Here is a 19229-nt window from a genome sequence, read left to right on the forward strand (position 1 = left end):
ATATCATTAGTTGAAAATGTCACACCAGTCGCAACAGCCGCGCGGCATTGTCTTTCAGGATCAGCGGGCGCACCTCATCCCGGAAATCGGCCTTGTCGAACGCATCCAGCCACTTTTCCGGCGCGATCATCGGCCAGTCGGACCCGAACAGCATCTTGTGCTTCAGGATCGTGTTGGCATAGCGCACAAGGATCGGCGGGAAATACTTCGGCGACCAGCCCGACAGGTCGATGTAGACATTCGGCTTGTGCGTCGCCACCGACAGCGCCTCTTCCTGCCAGGGAAAGCTGGGATGCGCCAGGATGATCGGCATGTCGGAAAAATCCACCGCCACATCGTCGATATACATGGGGTTGGAATATTTCAGCCGCATGCCGTTGCCGCCGCGCATGCCCGCCCCCACGCCGGTCTGCCCGGTGTGGAACAGCGCCGGTTTGCCGGTTTCGGCAATCGCCTCATACAGCGGATATGCCATGCGGTCATTCGGGAAAAACCCCTGCATCGTGGGATGAAACTTGAACCCCTGCACGCCATGGTCGCGCACCAGCGTGCGCGCCTCACGCGCGCCAAGCCGCCCCTTGGCCGGGTCGATCGACGCGAAGGGGATCAGCACATCGGCATTCTGCGCCGCCAGTTCGGCCACTTCTTCGTTGCGGTAGCGGCGAAAGCCGGTCTCGCGTTCGGCATCCACCGGAAAGATCACGGCGGCGATGTTCTGCGCGCGGTAATGCGCGGCGGTCTGGGCAATGGTGGGCGGGTGCTGCCACGGCGCGCCAAAGTATTTTGCCATCGCCGATTGCAGATCGTCATAGCCATCATCACTGTGGCAGCCGCAGGGCTCTTCGGCATGGGTGTGAAAATCAATCGCGCGGATACTGGCCAGATCAAACATCGTCGCCTCCCAGAACCCGGATCACGGCGGGGTCATCATTGTCATAAAGCCGGTCTACCATATCCGCGCGCCGGGTCAGGATGCGGCGGATGTTGAGGCTGCCCTTGTCCGTAACCTCGTGCAGATCCAGCCTTGGCGGTTCGGCCAGAACCAGCGCCCGGGCAATGCACCGCGCCGATCCGGTGGCTTGCCGGGCGAGTGGTGCCAGCCGCTGCCTGAGCACCTGACGCAGATCGTCGCCATCGGCCTGCCCGTGTCCGGCCAGTGGAAAGACCAGCAGGCCCACCTCCCCACGGTCATGGCCGCAGATCACCACATCCTGCACCACACCAGCCAATGCCGCCAGCGCCTCCAGCCGCAGGGCTCCGGCCTGCACCCAGGTGCCGGTCATCAGCTTGAAATCCTCCGACACGCGGCCATCGAACACCAGCCCCCGCGCGGCATCGCCCGGATCAAGGAATTTCAGCGCATCGCCGGTCACAAGAAAGCCCTCGTCATCAAACGCCTCGGCCGATTTCACCGGATCGGCGTAGTAGCCCGCCATCACATTCGGCCCCGTCACGCGCAATTCACAGCGCATGTCGGCGTCAGGCAACAGTTTCACCGTCACGCCGGGCAGCGGCACGCCCACCACGCCCGAACGGCCGATGGGTTCATGCACCATGATTGCCGCGGGTGCTGTTTCTGTCATCCCCCAACTGGAAGCCATCAGCGGCAGGCGGCCCTGTTCGGCCATGGCAAAACGCTCCAGCTTTTCCCACACGTCCTGCGGCAGGGACGCACCGGCGTAAAAGATCAGGTCAAGACCGCCGAAATAGGCGCGGCGCAGCCCGGCGTCAGCCTCCATCGCCGCGACCAGCATGGCAAAACCCACCGGCACGTTGAACGACAGGCTGCCCGGATGTTCGCGCAGGTTGCGCAGGCTTGCGGCAAAACCGGCCTTGGTGGGCTTGCCATCGTCGATATACAGGCTGCCGCCGTGGCAGAGCATCATGTTGACGTTGTGGCTGCCGCCAAAGACATGGTTCCATGGCAGCCAATCCAGTATCTTTGGCGGGCGGGCCGACAGGAACGGCATGGCCGCCGCCATCTGCGCCTGATTGGCGCACATCATGCCATGTGTCGTCAGCACGCCCTTGGGGTCTGACGTGGAACCCGAGGTGAACAGTATCTTGGCCAGCGTATCAGGCCCCACCCTTGCATGGGCCGCCGCAAGGTCAACCCCGCCATCGCCGCGCAGCAGATCGGCAAAGGGCGTGACCGCCGCCCCACCGGGCACCGAGGCCACAACCTCCATCCCGTGCAACTGTGGCAGGGCCAGCGCCCCGGCATAAAGTGCGGCATCCGTCACATAGGCCATGGCCGGGCGCACCTTGTCGACCACATAGATCAGCCGGCCATAAGCCTCGGGGATCAGGGCATATTGCTCGGCCAGGGGCACCACCGGCACGCCCACATATTGCGCCGCCAGCGACAGCAGCAGATGGTCCACCCCGTTGCCCGACAGCATGACAATAGGTGTATCCGGCCCCAGACCACGCCCGACCAGCACCGCACCAATGGCCTGCACCTGCGCCAGAGTGGCTGCAAACGCCTCTTCCCGCCAGCCCTCGCCCGAGCGTTCCGCCACGAACACCCGGTCAGGCGCCGCCGCCGCCCAGTGGTGCAGCCAGTCGCCGGTGTTGCGCGCCACCGGGCCAAGATCATGCCCCGACCGCAGCAGGATGCTGCCATCGGCCCTGTCCTCGCGGATGACCCTGTGCGGTGTGTAGCTGGAAAATTCGCTCATCTGCTGCCCCCCCCCGGCGCAATGGTCATGCGGTGCCGCGAATCCTGATCAGCGCCTGTTCCAGCGCCAACCGTTCCTGCGGATCTAGCACGGCCAGAATGCGCGCCTCATGCGCCAGAACCGCCGCCAGCGCCCTGTCACGCAGCCTGCGCCCGGGCAGCGTGGCGCTCAATGCATGGGCGCGGCGGTCGTTCGGCACCGGGTTGCGCAGGATCAGACCGCGACCCTCCAGCTCGTCCACGATCACCACCAGATTGGGCCGCTTTATCGCCAGAGCCTCGGCAAGTTGCGTCTGGGTCAGGCCGTTATTGTCGGCAATCAACGTCAGCGCGGAAAACGTCAGCATCCGCAGATCAAGCGGGGCCAGAACCTCGCCCAGATCGGCATGGATCACGTTGAACGCGCGTTTCAGGTTATAGCCCGCAAGGCGGCGCAATGTGTCATCCGACACCTGATCGACGGCGGGCATGCTGTGCATGGGCTGGGTCATGCCGCTTTACCGGAACGCCGGGCTGCGTTTTTGCAGGAACGCCTGCAAGCCTTCCTGCGCATCCGGGCTGGTTTGCGTCAGCGCCGCGCACAGGCTTTCGGTGAACAGCCCGTCAGCCTTGGCCATGTCCTCGATCCGGCTGATGGCCTGAATCATGACGTAGTTCGACAGCGGCGCATTGCTGGCAATCTTTGCCGCCAGATCCTGCGCCATGGCCAGCGCGGCACCCTCGGCCACCGCATAATGCGCCAGCCCCAGCGCCACGCCCTCATCCGCGCCATATTTCCGCCCGGTCAGCATCATTTCGATCATCCGGTCGGCCCCCAGAATGCGCCCCAGACGCACCGAGGCCCCGCCGCCCACGAAAATGCCGCGCCGCCCCTCGGGCAACTGAAAGATGGTCGAGGGTTCCGCGATGCGCACATGGGTGGCCGCCGCCATTTCCAGCCCGCCACCGATCACCGCGCCGAACATGGCGGAAACCACCGGCAGCCCGCCATACTGGATCAGATCCATCACCCGGTGCCAGTTGCGCGAATGGCGCATCGTGCCTTCGGCGTCGCGGGCCACATGTTCCGACAGATCGAGCCCCGAGCAAAAGTGCCCCGCCGTTCCGGTCAGGATCGCCACCCGCACCCCAGTGGGCGGATGGGCAAAGAACGCCTCGATCTCCTCCAGCAGGGCGTCGCACATGGCGTTGCGTTTCGCGGGGCGGTTCATCGTCAGCGTGGCCACGGGGCCATCGACTGCGATCAGCAGCATGGGTTCGGACATTGCAGGCTCCAGTTCAGCGGGGCGGCAGGCGCACGGCACCGTCAAGGCGGATGGTCGTGCCGTTCAGCAGCGGGTTGCGGATGATCTGTTCGACCAGCATGGCATATTCGCCCGCCTGCCCCAGACGCGGCGGAAAGGGGATGTTGGCGGTGATCGTGGCCAGCACGTCAGGCGGCAGGCCATCGGTCATCGCGGTTTCAAACATGCCGGGCGCGATGGTGGCCACGCGGATGCCGAAACGCGCCAGTTCGCGCGCGGCGGGCAGCGTCATCGACACGACGCCCCCCTTCGATGCCGCATAGGCCGCCTGACCGATCTGGCCATCCTGCCAGGCGACCGAGGCGGTGTTGACGATCACCCCCCGCGCGCCATCGGGGCCAAGCGGGGCCAGCCCCTCCATCGCGCGGGCGGCGTGGGACATCACGGTATAGGTGCCCAGCAGGTTCACCTGCAACGTGCGGGCAAAGGCCGCGACCGACAGCTTGCCCTCACGCCCCAGAATGCGGGCAGCCGTGCCGATCCCGGCGCAGTTCACCACGAAACGCGGGGCACCAAAGGCCGCTGCCACCTGCGCAAAGGCTGCGGCGACCGCCGGTTCATCGGCCACATCTGCCTGCACCGCCAGGCCGCCGATCTCTTGCGCGACGTGACTGGCGCGGGGCAGGTCGAAATCCAGCACCGCCACCCGCGCACCCAACCCGGACAGATGCCGCGCGGTCGCCGCGCCCAGACCGCTGCCTGCACCTGTCACCAAAGCCACTGATCCGGCAATTTCCACGGCAAACCCCCAACCTTTCCTGAATAACTATTATGATGAATAACAATTGTCAACCGCTGCCCGGCGGCCCGTGCAAAGCCCGCATGAAGGATTGCATACACATCCTGCCGCCAGCCCTGTAAGCTGCGCCCGTTCGCATGCAAGGAAAGCCCATGAAAGCCATCACCGCCCCCCGCCCGCTGCCTGCCACCGACCCCGCCTGCCTGAACGACACCACGCTGCCCGACCCGGTGCCCGGCGCGCAGGATCTGCTGGTGGCGGTCAAGGCGGTTTCGGTGAACCCGGTGGATACCAAGGTGCGGATGCGCGCCAGCACCGGGCCGGTGGTTCTGGGCTATGACGCCATGGGCATCGTGCAGGCCGTGGGCAGCGGCGTGACCCTGTTCGCGCCCGGCGATGCGGTGTTCTATGCCGGTGCGCTGAACCGCCCCGGCACCAACAGCGCGCTGCATCTGGTGGATGAACGCATCACCGGCCCTGCCCCCAAGACCCTGACGCCGGGCGAGGCTGCGGCCCTGCCGCTGACCGCCATCACCGCCTGGGAAATGCTGTTTGACCGGCTGGGTGTGGCAGAGGGTGAGGCGGGGGTGTTGCTGGTCATCGGCGGCGCGGGTGGCGTGGGGTCGATGCTGATCCAGATCGCGCGGGCGCTGACCGGGCTGACCGTGGTGGCCACAGCGTCGCGCCCCGCCAGCCGCGACTGGTGTCTGGCCATGGGCGCGCATCACGTCATCGACCACAGCGGCGACATGGCCGCCCAGTTGGCGGAGCTTGGCCTCACACCGCGCCATATCGCCAGCACCACCCAGACCGACCGGCACTTTGCCACTTTGGCCAATGTCGTCGCCCCGCAGGGCCGCATCGCGCTGATCGACGACCCCGACATGACCCGGATCGACATCGGCCTGCTGAAACGCAAAAGCGTGTCGCTGCATTGGGAATTCATGTTCACGCGGTCGATGTTCGCCACACCCGACATGATCGAACAGCACCGGCTGCTGGCCCGCATCGCGGCGCTGGTGGATGAGGGCCGCATCCGCAGCACGATGACGCTGGACATGGGGCCGATCACCGCCGAAAACCTGCGCCGCGCCCATCTGCATCAGGAAAGCGGCACCGCCATCGGCAAGACCGTGCTGACCGGGTTCTGACGGCGGCGGTTCAGCGCAGTTCCGCCACCACGCGGGCGATCACCGCCACATCATCGGCGGTGCAATCGAACTGGCCCACCTGCACGCGGATCACATAGCGGCCTTGGTGGCGCGTCTGCGTCAGGTAGATGCGCCCGTCATCGTTGATGCGCGCCAGCAACCCTTCCGTGGCCGCGTCATCGGCCAGCGCAAAGGTGAACAGCGAGAGGGCGGGCGGCGTGGTGATGGTGACGCCGGGCAGGGCGGCCAGCGCCGCCGCCGCATCCCCGGCCCATGCCACATGGTTGCGGATGCGGGCGCGCAGCCCCTCCAGCCCGTAAGCCCGCATCAGGAACCACAGCTTCAGCGCGCGGAAACGGCGGCCCAGCGGCACCGTCCATTCGTTGAAATTGGTGATCTCCTCCGCCCCAGCGGTTTCCAGATAGGTCGGGCGCAGCCCCAGCGTGCGGATCTGCGGGCCGGGGTCGGCCAGAAACTGCACCGCGCAATCAAACTGCGCGCCCAGCCATTTGTGCGGGTTGAACACTACGCTGTCGGCCCCGTCTATCCCTTCCCACAGATGCCGGAACTCGGGGCAGATCATCGCCGATCCGGCCCATGCCGCATCGACATGCACCGGCAGGCCATGCGCCTTGGCGACCGCGATACTGTCGCCGATCCGGTCAAACGCGCCGATCGACGTGCCCCCGGCGCACAGCACTACCCCTGCGGGCCGGAACCCTGTCGCCAGATCGGCCCGTATCGCGGCATCCAGCGCCGCAGGGTCCAGCGCATGCGCGGCATCGGTGGCGATCTTCACCAGATTGGCCTGCCCGATGCCCGCCACCCGCGCCGCCTTGTCGACCGAGGAATGCGTCTCGGCACTGGCATAAAGCCGCAGGCGCGGCTGGCCTGACAGCCCATCGGCCAGCCCCTGCCACCCCAGCGCCCTTTCCCGCATGGTCAGCACAGCTGAAAGCGTGGCGGTGGTGGCGCTGTCGTGGATCGTGCCGGTGAAATGCCCCGCCAGCCCCAGCGCATCGCGCAGCCAGCGCATCATCACCTGTTCGATTTCCGTGGCGGCGGGCGAGGTCTGCCACAACATGCCCTGCGCCGCGATGGCATTGGCCAGTTGTTCGGCCAGCATCGAGGCGGGGGCGGCATTGGCCGGGAAATACGCAAAGAACCGCGGATGCTGCCAATGGGTCATGCCGGGTGGCACGATGCGGGCGAAATCGTCGAATATCGCCTGCATCGGTTCGGCGGCCTCGGGGGCGGCGGGGGGCAGCTGCGCCGCAATCGCCCCCGGCACCAAAGGCGCGCGCACCGGGCGGTCGCGCAGCCCGGCGTGATAATCATGCGCCCAGTCGGCGGCCACCTTTGACCAATGGCGCAGATCGTCGTGGTTCATGGCAGGCCCCCCGTGTTCACGGGTGTTCTACCACAATTGATGCACATGTGACGCAATCCGCGCCTCATACAGCGCCTTCAGCGCCGCCATCGTGGCCGGGGGCAGGGCGGCCAGCGCGTCGGCGGCGGCATTGGCACTGGCCTGCGCCGGATTGCGCGCACCGGGGATCACCACCGAAACGGCGGGCTGCATCAGAATCCAGCGCAGGGCAAACTGGGCCAGCGTCGCGCCCTCGGGCACCAGCGCGCGCAATTCATCCACCGCCGCCAGCGCCACGTCGTAGGGCACGCCCGAGAATGTCTCGCCCTTGTCGAACGCCTCGCCATGCCGGTTGAAGGCGCGGTGGTCGTCGGCGGCAAAGGCGGTGCTGGCACTCATCTTGCCGGTCAGCATGCCGGATGCCAGCGGCACCCGCACGATCACCGCCACATTGCGCCGCGCCGCCTCGGCAAAGAACAGATCCTCGGGCCGCTGGCGGAAGATGTTGTAGATGATCTGCACCGACTGCACATTGGCAAAGGCCATCGCCTTCAGCCCTTCCTCGACCTTTTCAACCGACACGCCGTAGGCGGCCAGTTTGCCCTGGGCCACCAGATCATCCAGCGCGCCAAAGACTTCGGGGCGGTAATACACCTCGGTGGGCGGGCAGTGCAGCTGCACCAGATCAAGGCAATCGACGCCCAGGTTTTTCAGGCTGCGGTCGATGAAGCCTTCCAGATTGGCCGCCGTATAGCCATCGGCATTGTGCGGCGACAGGCGGCGCCCGGCCTTGGTGGCCACAAAGGGGCGCGGCCCGGGCCGTTCGGCCAGCACGGCGCGGATGATCTGCTCCGACCGCCCGTCACCGTAGACATCTGCCGTGTCGATGAAGGTCATCCCTGCATCAAGCGCCGCATGCAGCGTGGCCTTTGCGTCGGCCTCGGACACGTCGCCCCAGGAGCCGCCGATGGCCCAGGCCCCGAATCCGATGGAAGACGTGTCGCGGCCGGTGCGGCCAAAGGGGCGGGTGGTCAGGGGCATGGGGCATCCTCGGGGGTTGTTGCGCGGCGGATGCTAGCCGCATTGCGCAGGCAAGGCCAGCGCGGGGCCAACATGATGCCAACGGGGGAGTATCACACACAACAAGGGCCACCCCCGCAGGGGCGGCCCTTGCCATGGGCGGATCATCGCCAGTCCCGGCCCCGGTCCGGGGGCCGGCATCCTGCAATTCCGCTCAGAACACCAGTATTGTCAGCAAAATGTCGGCAATCACCTCGCCCACCACTTCGCCGGTGGTCACGGTTGCTGCCGTCTCGCCCACTGTGGCGGTGGCCGTTTCGCTTGCGGTAATGCCCAGGGCCGTATCGCCGACGCTGGCGGTTTCCGTTCCGACCGAGGCGGTCAGCCCGGTGCTTTCACCCTCCACTGAACTGCCGACAAGGGTTTCGGTGCCGGTGGCCGCTGTCGACCCGGATTCGGATCCAAGGCTCATGTCCGCCGTTTCAACCGACCCCTGCGACCCAAGCTCGCTTTCGCCGGGCTGGCTGGTGGTTTCGGGCAGAACGCGCGCGGTGCTGCTGTCCTCGCTGCCGGTCAGATCCACCTCGCTGCTGCTCAACGCGGGGTCTTCGCTGCCGTCCAGTTCCGGGGCGTCGTCGTCACTGTCGACACGGTGCGAGGCGTCTTCCTCGGTGCTGCTGTCATCGCCGCCATCATCGCCACCTTCCTCGTTCTGCTGACCGTCATTGACGTTCTGTTCGCCGTCGTTGTCCTGTGGCTGCTGGTCCTGATTGCCGTCGTTCTGGGGGTTCTGCGGCAGGTTCTGCGCGTTGTCATCGTTCAGACCGCCATTGTTGTTGTTGCCGCCATCATTGCCGTCATTGTTCGCATTTCCGCCGTTGCCGTCATCTGCATTGTTTCCGCCGGCATTGTTGTTGGCCGCTGCCCGCGCGCGGTAGTAGCTGACGCATTCCGCGATTCCCGCACCACCGGCGAACAGCGACGCCGCGATGGTGCCGCCGCCAACCCCGATCGACGACAGCAGGTTGTTCTGGTTCGCGCCATCGATGGTCTGCGCCACACCGGCACCGGTGCCGAACACACCGGCCCCGACACCCAGAATGCAACCCGGCAGGCCGTGGCCGCTGGGGTCATAACCCCAGGCCGGGTTGTTCAGCAGAAAGCTGTAGCGGTTCGGCGCGTCATGGCGGTAGACACTGGCCCCGTATTGCGTGTCGGGCGTGGTAAAGCGGCCAAGCCCGGGGTGGTAATACCGCTGATTGTAGTAGTAAAGCCCGGTATCGGCATCATATTCACGCCCCAGAAAGCCAAGCGTGGGGGCCGTGGCGGGCGGGTTCACCGGCTGGCCATAGGCGGAATAGAGCAGCCAGTCCTGCACCGAGCCATCGCTTGCCGTGGTGAAGGTCACGCTGCGCCGCGCATCGCCGTGCAGATAGGCTTGGGTGCCGCCGCTGCTCTGGAACACCGGGCCCAGAATGCCAGCCAGCGTCAGCTGCGGCGTGCCGCCGGTCTCGGCATAGGCACGTGACAGGGTGACATGGGTGTTGCCGTCAAGGTCGCTGCGCCACACGCGCACGCCCTGATGGTCATAGGCATAGCGCGCGGTGGCGCTGCTGCCGGGCCGCGTCAGCGTGGCCAGCCGGTTGGCCCCGTCATAGCTGGCGGCAAAGGCCAGCGCGGGGGCCGCTGCGCCCGTCAGATTGCCCATCGCATCATAGCTGGCGGCCAGATCGGCCCCGTCCACCGTGCTGCCCGCCCCGATGCGATAGCCGTCAGCCACCAGCGCCAGCCCCGCCCCGGTCAGCAGATTGCCCGCGTCGTCATAGGCAAAGCTGCCATCGGGCAAGCCAAGCCGGCTGTCGGACCAGTCGGCCAGCCGGGCCGAGGCATAATCCGCCGCCTTGCTGAAGCTGGACCAGGCCACCGCATTGCCCGTGCTGCCCAGCGGATAGCCGTAGGGATCCAGCGTCAGATCCTCGCCGTAAAGCGTGGTCTGGCCCAGTGTCCATGTCACGCTGCTGGTGTTGAAATCCGGCGCAAAGACCAGGGCCGCGCTGGCCCCGTTGCCAAGGGTCACGCTTTGCGGCAGCCCCAGCGCGGTGTAGGCGCCGTAGCTGACCACGGGCGCGCCGTTCACGCTCTGGCTGGCCAGATGCTCCAGTGCATAGGTTTGCGCCAGAACCGTGCCGTCGGGCAGGGTTTTCTGCGTGATGCGGCCGATCGGGTCAAAGGCCGTGGTCTGGGTCAGCGCAGTGCCGGTGCCCAGATCCAGCGCACTGGTGATTGCCTGACCGTAAGCGTCATAGGCATAGCTGCGCATGACCGGCACCGCCTGCCCTGTGACTGTGGCCGAGGCCATGCGGCCCAACCCGTTGGGCTGGTTGCCGTCATAGGCATAGGCCATGCTCAGCCCGCCCGGATAGGTCACAGACACCATGCGCCCCAGCGCGTCATAGCTGAAACCCACCGTGCCATTGCCCTGCGCCCGGCTGGCCAGACGCCCATCGGCGTCATAGCTGAACCGCAGCGCGCCCACCGAGGGCAGATCGCGCAGCACCACGCGGCCCACGGAATCATAGGCATAGCTGGCGGTGATATCAGCCGCCCCGCCGGGCGGCGTGACCGACAGCGTGCGCCCCAGCAGATCGCGGCCATAGGCGGTTGTCAGCGTGGGCTGGCCCGCGACCCGCCCATCGGTATAGCTGCTGGCGGTGATCTGGCGCTGGTTGGCAAAGTAATCGGCCACCACCACCTGCGTCGCACTGTAGGGCGTGCCCTGCGCCTGCACCTGTGTCACCGTCTCGCCGGTGGTCGTCACTTCATAGGCAGTGGCCTCGTTGGCCGTGGTCAGGGTTGCGCCATCTTGCCATGGCGTTGCCGTGGCGGTCAGCCGGTCGATGGCGTCATAGCTGCGGGTGATCGCGAGCGCGCTATCCACCCCCTCGACATAGGGCAGCACATCGCCCAGCGGCATGTTGCTGGCGTTGAAGCTTTTGTCCTCAAGCACCCGGTCCAGCGCGCCACCGGGGGTGGATTGCGCCAGCATGCGAAAGTGGCGGCCCATCCCGTCATACAGGTCGGCGGTGGTCAGGGTGACGGGTGCGCCACCATCGGGCCAGCCGCCAAGAACCGTCTGGCTGACGGCAGGCGCGCCATCAACCCAGCCATGGGCAAAACTGCGCAGCGTGGCCAGTTGGGCCGGGGCCACACCGGGCGGCAGCGTGATCTGCGGGCCAAGGCAGGCGGGCGTCAGCACTGCGGCTGGCGTGCCCGCCGGGGCCGGGCCCTGCTCGGCCAACCTGCGGCCAAGGCTGTCATAACAGGTGGTGAACTGGTTGCCGTTCGGGTCCAGCCGCAGCGTCTGCTGGCCAAAGCGCGCGTCATAGCCATAGCGCGTGACCAGTGGCACACCCGCCGCCCCGGCAGGGGTGGTGCGGCTGGCGATATAGGTGTTCAGCCCGGCGTCCATCTCATAGCTGGTGACGAACCCGCCGGGGTTCGTCACCGCCAGCCCGTTGCCGTAACCGTCATAGCTGTAGCCCTGGGTCAGATACTGGCTGTTCGCCTGATCCCAGTTGCCGATGGTGGCGATATTGCCCGCCGCGTCATAGCTCCATGCCCGCAGGTCGAAATCTGCGGCGGCATCGAACTGGTCCAGCCCGGTCAGCGCGGGGTTGGTGGTGCGCTTGCGCAGCAGCGTCTGGCCCAGCCGCCATGTGGCGGTGTCATTCTGGTAGGCCGCGTTGATGTAGACGTTGTCGGCAGGGTCCAGATCGTTGCCCGCCTGATCCACCAGGTTCAGCGAGGCGGTTTGCGTGCGATTGCCATAGGCGTCATAGAGAAAGGTCTTGCCGATGGAATGGCGGTAATCCGCGCCCTGATAGCGGTCTGACCGCATCGCGCCCAGTTGCACCATCTGCGCCGTCTGTCCCGTGGTGGCCGAGGTTTCGGTAGGCGCCGCCTGCCAGTCCATCGTATCGGCATGGAACACGTCACCCGCAGCACAGGCCCCGGCGACGTTGCCCGCACAGCTTACCGTCCGCGTGGCAATGCGCCCGATGAAGGGGAAATCCTGCCGGAAGCCCAATGTGGTTTGCCGCCCCATCGCCAGATTGGTATGCGTTGTGCTGGCAAAGCCCAGCCAGCCCCGCCCCAGGGTGGAGCTTTCGCCATCGCTGTAGAAATGCGCCATGCCATAGGCATAGGGATCATCGGTTATGGCCGGGTTGTTGGTTTCAACCGTGCCCGCCACCACATAGAAACGCCCCGTCAGCCGCGAGCGTGACCGGTAGACCGGCAGACCCGCGTTCTGCACCAGCGGGCGGTAGGCCTGAAAGGTGGCCAGCGCACCCTGCCCGGCGCTTTCCGCGTAAACCGTGGGGTCGGAAATCGGTTTGTAGGTGATCGCCAGTTGCCCTTGTGACGCGCGGGTGACATTCACCATCTGGTCGGGGTAGGGGCCCGCCACCAGACCCACGCTGACCGCATTGGGGGTGATGGCCAGCATGTCCATCATGCCATCGGCATTCACATCGACGATCTGGCGGCTGGTCTCATCAGCCGTGCCGCCCTGCGCCAGACCCAACCCGTTCAGCGAGGCCTGATCCCAGCCGCCGGGCACAAAACCCGCCCCGGTGGATTGTGCGATCTGCACGCCGCCGTCATTCACCCCCACCACATCGGCCAGCCCGTCACCGTTCACATCCATCATCATGCGCGGTGTGGTCTGATCCCAGTTCGGGCTGCCGAAATCGGTGGACCAAGTGGCGGGCGGGGCAAAGCCTGTGCCGGTGGACAGGCCCACCTGAACCTCGTCGGCAAAGCCCACCAGATCATCCAGCCCGTCGCCGTTCACATCCGCCAGCATGCGCGGCGTGTCGGGGCCCCATTGGCTTGTCGCGGCGAAATTGGCATAGTTCTGGTCCCAACCCGTGCCGTCAAAGGCCGTGCCGGTGGACAGCGCCACATTCACACTTTGCGTCTGCTGGTTCATGGCCACAACATCGCTTTTGCCATCGCCGTTCACATCGGCCAGCAGCAGGTTTTCCGCCAGCCAGCCCTGTTGCAGCCCGAAGTCGGCCGACCAGCTGACCGGGTCGTCAAAGCTGCCTGCGTCAGTGGCCAGCGCCACTTCCACGCCGTTGCTGAAACCCACGATGTCGGTCATCTGGTCGCCGTTCACATCGGCCAGATAGCGCGGCGCCCCGGCGGCCCAGCCCGCATTGGGGGCAAAGAAGGGGAACACATCAGGGTTTTCCACGAATTGCGCATTGGCCGCGTCGGCCAGCGCAAACACCACCCCGTTGTCGGAAAAGCCCACGATATCGGCCAGCCCGTCGCCGTTGATGTCGGCCAGATAGCGCGGCTCGTCGGCCGTCCAGTTGAACTCGGGCGAGAAATCCTGGATCCAGGTGGTCGGGGCCTGATAGCCGCCGCTTTCGCCCAGCGACACCTGCACGCCGTTCTTGAACCCCACGATATCCATCAGCCCGTCGCCGTTCACATCGGCCAGCGTCACCGGGTTGTCGGTGGCATCCCAGCCGTTCGCGGCGGTGAAATCGCCTTGCAGCCAGTCAGCGCTGGCGCCAAAGGCATTGGCCCCGTCTGACCAGGCGAATGTGGTGGGCGACAGCCCGGTTGCCGCCGCATCCGCCCCGTCAAACCGCTGGAAACTGACCAGCCGCGACCGGCCCGTTGCGCCCGACTGTTCATACCCCAGCCGGTAATGTGCCACCATATCATCGCCCAGCCAGGTGCTGACCGCCGACAGACGCAGCGCGGTGGTGACTTCGGCCCCCGCCACATAATGCGTCATCGGGTCGGGCCGCGTCTCGTATTCAAAGCGCACGAAACGGTTGGCCACCCCGCCCGGATTGGCCGCCGGGTTGGTGCCATAGGCAATTTCCACCGGATAGGCCTGCGAACTGGCGCTGCCGGTGTTCAGCGGATCGGTGCTGTAGCTGTAGCTTATCGTGTTGCCGTTCAGATCCACCTCCGACGACAGCAACCATTCGCGCACCGTCTGCGAGCCGGTCACAAGCACCTGTGCATCCGCCGTGCCGCCAAAGGTCATCACCCCGCCACCCGGGCTTTGCACGGTGAATGCGGCGGGGCCGGTGCCCGCGCTGCCCGTGGCGGTGACATTCTGGAAACTGTCGATCTCGGCGCGGTAGGTGCTGCCATCCGTGCCAATCGCCCCGGTCATCACCAGCAGGCGCTGGCCTTCCAGTGCGAACTGGTCGGTGTCGGTGAAATTCACCGCGCCGTCGATGCCATCAACGGCGATGGTCTGCGCCACCCGCCCCACCTTGGAAAACCCGGTAAGGGCAAAGCCGACGCCCAGCAAGCCGTTCCCGGCGGTGCTGGAGTATTTCACACTCAGGTCAGGCTCATGGCCACGGATGCCGGGCGGCACCTGCACCGGCAGGGTCAATACCGCATTGCCCGAGCCGGAGATGACGAAGGATTCCTTGTTGGTGCCCGAGGCGGCAGGCCCGGGATCAAGGCTTTGTGCGGTCAGTGCGCCGGGGGCAAGCAACAGGCCAAGGCTCAGCGCGGGGCCGATCATGCGGGGATTCATGGCAGGGCATCCTGTGATGAAAGGGGATGAAGGGTTGCAACCGGCGCGGCGGCGTCGGTGCCATTGATGAAAACCGGGGCAGGGGGGCGGCCACGGCCAGCCAATCCATCGGGGCCGGGGGGTGCGCCAGGGCCACCCGCGCCGCCGCGTCCTCCGGGGCTGGGCAGGGCCGATGTGGTCAGCAGATGGCTCTGCGCGGCTGGCAGCGAGACAAACACCGGCGATCCGATGCCGCCGCGCCCGCCGTTGCCGCCTGCGCCACCGCGCCCCGGCCTGCCGGGCTGGCCATCCTGTCCGCCGGATTCGGGTGGTGTCAGGCCGGGGGCACCGCGCCCGCCCACACCTGCCACACCGCCGGGGCCACCGGCACCGCCCGCACCGCCATCGCCACCGCGTCCGGCGCTGACGCAGACATGCAGCGGGCCGCTGCCGGGCAGGAACCGCCCGATGGTGATCTCGGTTGTCTTGCTTGCGCCGCCGGTGCGGCCGCGGCGGCCAGCGCCGCCATCGCCGCCCGGACCGCCATCGCCGCCGTCACGCAGGGCCAGGGGCGGCAGGTCCAGCGCCTGCGGCCCGAACAGGCCCGGACGCACCCGGCAGTCCTGCCCCTGCCGGCCTGCGCTGCCCTGCCAGCCAGCGGCTCCGGCAGGCCCGTCAAGCGCGCCCTGAATGCCGGTATCCACCGGATGCGGCGTGGGCAACACGGCGATATGCGCAGCCCCTGTCCCGGTCACGCACAGATCGCCAATCAGCAGCGAGGCCACATTGCCCGCCAGCGCGATGCGCGCACCGGGCGCCAGTTCGGCCCGCAGGATGTTGACCACCAGATAAAGCTCTTCCCGCTCGCCCGTATCCCAGTCATCGGCGCGGGTGGCGGGGGCGAACACCTCACCCGCCGCCAGTTGCAGCAGGGGGATGGACACAGACTTCACATAGGCCGGAAAATGCGGGGCCATTGCCCGCCGGTCTTCGGGCCGCAGCGGCGCATCGGCAAAGATCGCCGCCTCGCCCCGGTCATGCACACCTTGCCACAACCGCCGGCGCGCCTGCAAACCGGCAAAGGCGGCACGGCGGGCGGGGCGGTCGGCTGGGTCTGCGCGCACCAGCAGGACCTTCAGCGTGTCGAAATCCGGCACCCGCAGCAATGCTGACCGGGCTTCACCGCGGTCCAGACTGTGCAGGTCATGGCCGCTGGCCAGAGCCAGTGCGCGGAAACGTTCCCGCGCACTGGTATCAGCCAAAGGCATGACCGCCGTGAAAGGGCGGTCCACCGCCGTCAGCCCGCTGAAACGGTGACAGTGCCCGGATTGCCGGAAAAGCTGCCCTGCGCCCCGGCGGTGCCGGGTGTGCCGGGCGTGCCGGGCGTGCCCGCATTGCCAGCCGAGCGGTGCTTGCCGCTGCCCGACCCGCCGCTGCCACCCGCGCCGCCCGCCCCCGCATTGCCGCCTGCCCCGCCATTGCCGGGCGGGGCCACCAGCCCGACACTGCCGAACATCGCCGTGCTGACCCCGCTGGCCAGCACCACGTGGATCGGGTTGCCGTTCACGCCGCTGCCACCCGGGCCGCCCGGGCCGCCGCTGCCACCCGTGCCGCCATTGCCGCCATCCGCGCTTTGGGTGCCCTCGCAGCCCGACTGGCAACCGTCGCCGCCGGTGCCGCCATTGCCGCCCGCGCCACCATTGCCGCCTGCGCCCCCAGCGCCGCCTGCGCCCGACTGGGTTTGCAGCAACAACGGCGTTCCGCTGATCGCGTTGAAGGTAAAGCTGGCCGTCTGGTTCGGCGTGCCGTTGGCACCCGGCTGGCCCTGACCGCCCTGCGTTCCGGGGCTGCCCACCTGGCCTGCGGTGGGTGTGCGCGCGCCGGTGCAGATGCCCGGGCTTGGCGTGCCCGCATCGCTGCCATTGCCCCCGTTTGCCGCCGCACCGGGGCTGGTGCCGGGCGTGCCCGTCGCACCCGGATTGCCAAAGATCCCGATGGTGAAATTCGCGCCGCTGCCGCCGCTGGAATTGTTCACAACCGCCTGCGCCACAAAGGTCACGGCCGTTGCCGTGGCGGTGATGTAGCCGCCCTGGTTGATCGTCAGCGTGCCGATGTTGACCGACACCGGCGAGGCCTCGTTCCCCAGATTCCATTCCGAATCAATGGTCTGATCAGCGGCCGAGACCAGCGTGACATTCACCGGAAAGGTGGGTGCGATCATCTGCGCATCATCGGCGCACAGTGGGCGGTCGCCGTGAAGATAGGCTGCGGCACGCAGGTGAACCGCGTTGATGTCGGCATTCGCCTCGTCCATCATTTCGGGGTGGTCGGCGGTGTAATGCGCGACCCGCCCGGCGCGCACATCATCGGGGGCGCCGTCATGCATCAGGCTGCGCAATTCCTCCAGTGAGTTCACCTTGCGCGTGGTTGTGATCGTGTCGCCCTTCTGCAACGCCTCAAGATTGTGGCCGAACAGGGCGGCGCGTGTTTCGAACTGTCCCATGAATCCTCCGCGAGATTGAAACCGGGGTGATCGGCGCTGCGGAAGCGCAGGCCCTATCAACCTTAGGTTGTATAGCACGATTCGGGTTGCCCCTACGTCAGTCTGGCGACAACCCAAGCGCGATTTTCCCACTCAACCTTCGCGCGATGTCGCGCAGCTTCCGTTTGGTCATGCGCCATGGCGCGCCCAAAGGGCTTGATACTTGCCGCCTGACGATCAAATATCATCCACATGGATGGTATGAGGATGATCATGGCCCAGCCTGCCGCCGCAAGACCTACGAAAGCCGCAACCACACCGGAAACCGAAAAGATCACGATCAACCTGGGATTCGTGGATCTGGGCCATATCGAACTGCTGGTGCAGGAAGGATTCTATTCCAACCGCAGCGACTTCATCCGCACTGCGATACGCAACCAGATCGACCGGCATGCCGATGTGGTGCGCCAGGCGGTCAGCCGCAAAAGCGTGGCGCTTGGCCTGAGGCTGTTCAGCCGCGCGGATCTGGAGACGGCGCGCGATGCGGGCCAGATGCTGGACATACGCGTGCTGGGCCTTGCGATCATCGCCGCAGATGTGACGCCCGAACTTGCACTGACCAGCATCGGGAACATCAGCATCCTCGGCGGGTTACAAGCCAGCGATGCCGTCAAGACCGCCCTCGCCGACCGGATCACCTGACCAGTCGGGCACCCCAGACCCTTTCAAGAAAGAAGAAAATGACACAGCGTTTGACGCCCGGAATGGCCGAAGCCACCCGTCTGACCCGCGCCGGAAAACTGGCCGAGGCGACGGCGCTGATCCAGCAACTGCTGCGCCCATCTGCCCCTGTCGTGGCGGATCACGTCGCGGCTGATCCCGCGAACGATGCGGCCATAGAGGGCGAATTCGTGCGCCTGGACGTAGCCACCCCACCGTCGCCCGAGGCCCAGCCAACGGCCCAGCCCCGCAGCCGCCTGCGCGAAACCATGCGGCGGATTGCGGCAGGCGGAATGCCGGCCGCGCGCAAGACCGCCGCACCTGCACCGGGTGTCCTGCCTCATGGCGCCGCGTTCCGGTCCGAGGTTCTGGCCGATGCCGGTGGGCCGCGCGACTACCGCATCTACATCCCCGCCAGTGCGAGGGGAAAGCGTGACCTGCCGCTTGTCGTGATGCTGCACGGCTGCACCCAGACCCCCGAGGATTTTGCCACCGGCACCGGCATGAATGCGCTGGCCGAGGAATTCGGCTGTCTGATCGCCTATCCGGCACAGCCCGGGGCCGCCAATGCCAACAAATGCTGGAACTGGTTCCGCCCCGAGGATCAGGGCCGCGACAAGGGCGAGCCTGCCAGTCTGGCGGCCGTCACCCGCCGCATCCTGCACGACCATCCGGTTGATCCGGGCCGGGTCTATGTGGCGGGTCTGTCGGCGGGCGGTGCAGCGGCGCTGATCATGGCCGATGCCTACCCCGAGATTTTTGCCGCCGTGGGTGTGCATTCCGGCCTGCCGCTGGGGGCCGCGCATGACATCCCTTCGGCCTTCATGGCGATGCGAAACGGTGCTGCGGGCGATCGTCTGGCACGGCCGAAACCCGTGATCTTGTTTCACGGCGATGCCGATGCCACCGTGCATCCGCGCAACGCCCGGTCGATTGTGGCGCGCAGCCTGGCGGCGCTGCCCGCTTTGCACGCCCAAACCGAACAGGGCCGCAGCCCCGGTGGGCGGGCCTATACCCGCCACCGCCATTGCACCGCAGATGGCGTATCGTATTGCGAATACTGGGATCTGGGTGGGGCGGGCCATGCCTGGGCCGGGGGTCATGCCGCAGGCAGCCATACCGACCCAAGCGGTCCTGCCGCATCCCGCGCGATGCTGGAGTTCTTTTTGCAACACCGGGCTGAATGAAGGCTTGCGGCAGCTGAA

13 protein-coding genes are annotated in these 19229 nt (G+C 66.7%); 3 read left to right on the forward strand and 10 right to left on the reverse strand.

Features of this window, described 5'->3' with window-relative positions:
• Positions 1 to 19 precede the first annotated feature (19 nt).
• Genes GEU84_RS13925 through GEU84_RS13945 form a run of 5 tightly spaced genes read right to left on the reverse strand, consistent with a single transcriptional unit; the run spans position 20 to position 4723 of the window.
• Positions 20 to 892 (reverse strand): amidohydrolase family protein, encoded by an 873-nt coding sequence (locus GEU84_RS13925; RefSeq protein ID WP_174539876.1) that lies wholly within the window; start codon positions 890 to 892, stop codon positions 20 to 22.
• Complete coding sequence (locus GEU84_RS13930; RefSeq protein WP_152827118.1) at positions 885 to 2681, reverse strand: feruloyl-CoA synthase; 1797 nt, start codon at positions 2679 to 2681, stop codon at positions 885 to 887. The genes GEU84_RS13925 and GEU84_RS13930 overlap by 8 nt, the downstream gene beginning before the upstream one ends.
• A gap of 25 nt (positions 2682 to 2706) precedes the next feature.
• Positions 2707 to 3171, reverse strand: coding sequence for a MarR family winged helix-turn-helix transcriptional regulator (locus GEU84_RS13935; RefSeq protein ID WP_152827120.1), 465 nt, complete (start codon positions 3169 to 3171; stop codon positions 2707 to 2709).
• A gap of 6 nt (positions 3172 to 3177) precedes the next feature.
• Positions 3178 to 3945, reverse strand: coding sequence for a crotonase/enoyl-CoA hydratase family protein (locus tag GEU84_RS13940; RefSeq protein ID WP_152827122.1), 768 nt, complete (start codon positions 3943 to 3945; stop codon positions 3178 to 3180).
• Positions 3946 to 3958: 13 nt separating this feature from the next.
• Entirely contained in the window at positions 3959 to 4723 is a 765-nt protein-coding gene (locus GEU84_RS13945; RefSeq protein WP_174539877.1) for an SDR family NAD(P)-dependent oxidoreductase, read from the reverse strand.
• Between the two features lie 152 nt (positions 4724 to 4875).
• Between GEU84_RS13945 and GEU84_RS13950 the strand changes: the two genes are divergently transcribed.
• Entirely contained in the window at positions 4876 to 5874 is a 999-nt protein-coding gene (locus GEU84_RS13950) for a zinc-binding alcohol dehydrogenase family protein (RefSeq protein ID WP_152827124.1), read from the forward strand.
• Positions 5875 to 5884: 10 nt separating this feature from the next.
• On the opposite strand, the gene GEU84_RS13955 is transcribed toward GEU84_RS13950, so the two are convergent.
• From GEU84_RS13955 to GEU84_RS13975, 5 genes are all read right to left on the reverse strand, one after another.
• Complete coding sequence (locus GEU84_RS13955; protein ID WP_152827126.1) at positions 5885 to 7264, reverse strand: pyridoxal phosphate-dependent decarboxylase family protein; 1380 nt, start codon at positions 7262 to 7264, stop codon at positions 5885 to 5887.
• 27 nt (positions 7265 to 7291) lie between these two features.
• Positions 7292 to 8284: an aldo/keto reductase gene (locus GEU84_RS13960; protein WP_217438575.1), complete on the reverse strand. Its 993-nt coding sequence runs from the start codon at positions 8282 to 8284 to the stop codon at positions 7292 to 7294.
• 193 nt (positions 8285 to 8477) lie between these two features.
• Complete coding sequence (locus tag GEU84_RS13965) at positions 8478 to 14843, reverse strand: RHS repeat-associated core domain-containing protein (RefSeq protein ID WP_152827128.1); 6366 nt, start codon at positions 14841 to 14843, stop codon at positions 8478 to 8480.
• Positions 14840 to 16090 carry a hypothetical protein gene (locus GEU84_RS13970; protein ID WP_152827130.1) on the reverse strand — a complete coding sequence of 417 codons (1251 nt, stop codon included), beginning with the start codon at positions 16088 to 16090 and terminating at the stop codon, positions 14840 to 14842. The genes GEU84_RS13965 and GEU84_RS13970 overlap by 4 nt, the downstream gene beginning before the upstream one ends.
• A gap of 29 nt (positions 16091 to 16119) precedes the next feature.
• Positions 16120 to 17325, reverse strand: coding sequence for a hypothetical protein (locus GEU84_RS13975; RefSeq protein ID WP_174539878.1), 1206 nt, complete (start codon positions 17323 to 17325; stop codon positions 16120 to 16122).
• A gap of 240 nt (positions 17326 to 17565) precedes the next feature.
• Here GEU84_RS13975 and GEU84_RS13980 point away from each other — a divergent pair, with 240 nt between their 5' ends.
• The gene (locus tag GEU84_RS13980; RefSeq protein WP_241427709.1) at positions 17566 to 18006 is read left to right on the forward strand and encodes a CopG family transcriptional regulator; all 441 of its coding nucleotides are present in this window, start codon (positions 17566 to 17568) and stop codon (positions 18004 to 18006) included.
• A gap of 38 nt (positions 18007 to 18044) precedes the next feature.
• The gene (locus tag GEU84_RS13985; RefSeq protein WP_152827134.1) at positions 18045 to 19211 is read left to right on the forward strand and encodes an extracellular catalytic domain type 1 short-chain-length polyhydroxyalkanoate depolymerase; all 1167 of its coding nucleotides are present in this window, start codon (positions 18045 to 18047) and stop codon (positions 19209 to 19211) included.
• The last annotated feature ends 18 nt before the right edge of the window (positions 19212 to 19229 follow it).

The sequence above is a fragment of the Fertoeibacter niger genome (genome assembly GCF_009380135.2).
GTDB lineage: Bacteria > Pseudomonadota > Alphaproteobacteria > Rhodobacterales > Rhodobacteraceae > Fertoeibacter > Fertoeibacter niger.

Coding starts and splice junctions, on each gene's coding strand:
- GEU84_RS13985 (WP_152827134.1), top strand. CDS start 18,045: ATGACACAGCGTTTGACGCCCGGAATGGCCGAAGCCACCCGTCTGACC.
- GEU84_RS13970 (WP_152827130.1), bottom strand. CDS start 16,090: ATGCCTTTGGCTGATACCAGTGCGCGGGAACGTTTCCGCGCACTGGCT.
- GEU84_RS13960 (WP_217438575.1), bottom strand. CDS start 8,284: ATGCCCCTGACCACCCGCCCCTTTGGCCGCACCGGCCGCGACACGTCT.
- GEU84_RS13940 (WP_152827122.1), bottom strand. CDS start 3,945: ATGTCCGAACCCATGCTGCTGATCGCAGTCGATGGCCCCGTGGCCACG.
- GEU84_RS13925 (WP_174539876.1), bottom strand. CDS start 892: ATGTTTGATCTGGCCAGTATCCGCGCGATTGATTTTCACACCCATGCC.
- GEU84_RS13950 (WP_152827124.1), top strand. CDS start 4,876: ATGAAAGCCATCACCGCCCCCCGCCCGCTGCCTGCCACCGACCCCGCC.
- GEU84_RS13930 (WP_152827118.1), bottom strand. CDS start 2,681: ATGAGCGAATTTTCCAGCTACACACCGCACAGGGTCATCCGCGAGGAC.
- GEU84_RS13955 (WP_152827126.1), bottom strand. CDS start 7,264: ATGAACCACGACGATCTGCGCCATTGGTCAAAGGTGGCCGCCGACTGG.
- GEU84_RS13980 (WP_241427709.1), top strand. CDS start 17,566: ATGAGGATGATCATGGCCCAGCCTGCCGCCGCAAGACCTACGAAAGCC.
- GEU84_RS13935 (WP_152827120.1), bottom strand. CDS start 3,171: ATGACCCAGCCCATGCACAGCATGCCCGCCGTCGATCAGGTGTCGGAT.
- GEU84_RS13965 (WP_152827128.1), bottom strand. CDS start 14,843: ATGAATCCCCGCATGATCGGCCCCGCGCTGAGCCTTGGCCTGTTGCTT.
- GEU84_RS13975 (WP_174539878.1), bottom strand. CDS start 17,325: ATGGGACAGTTCGAAACACGCGCCGCCCTGTTCGGCCACAATCTTGAG.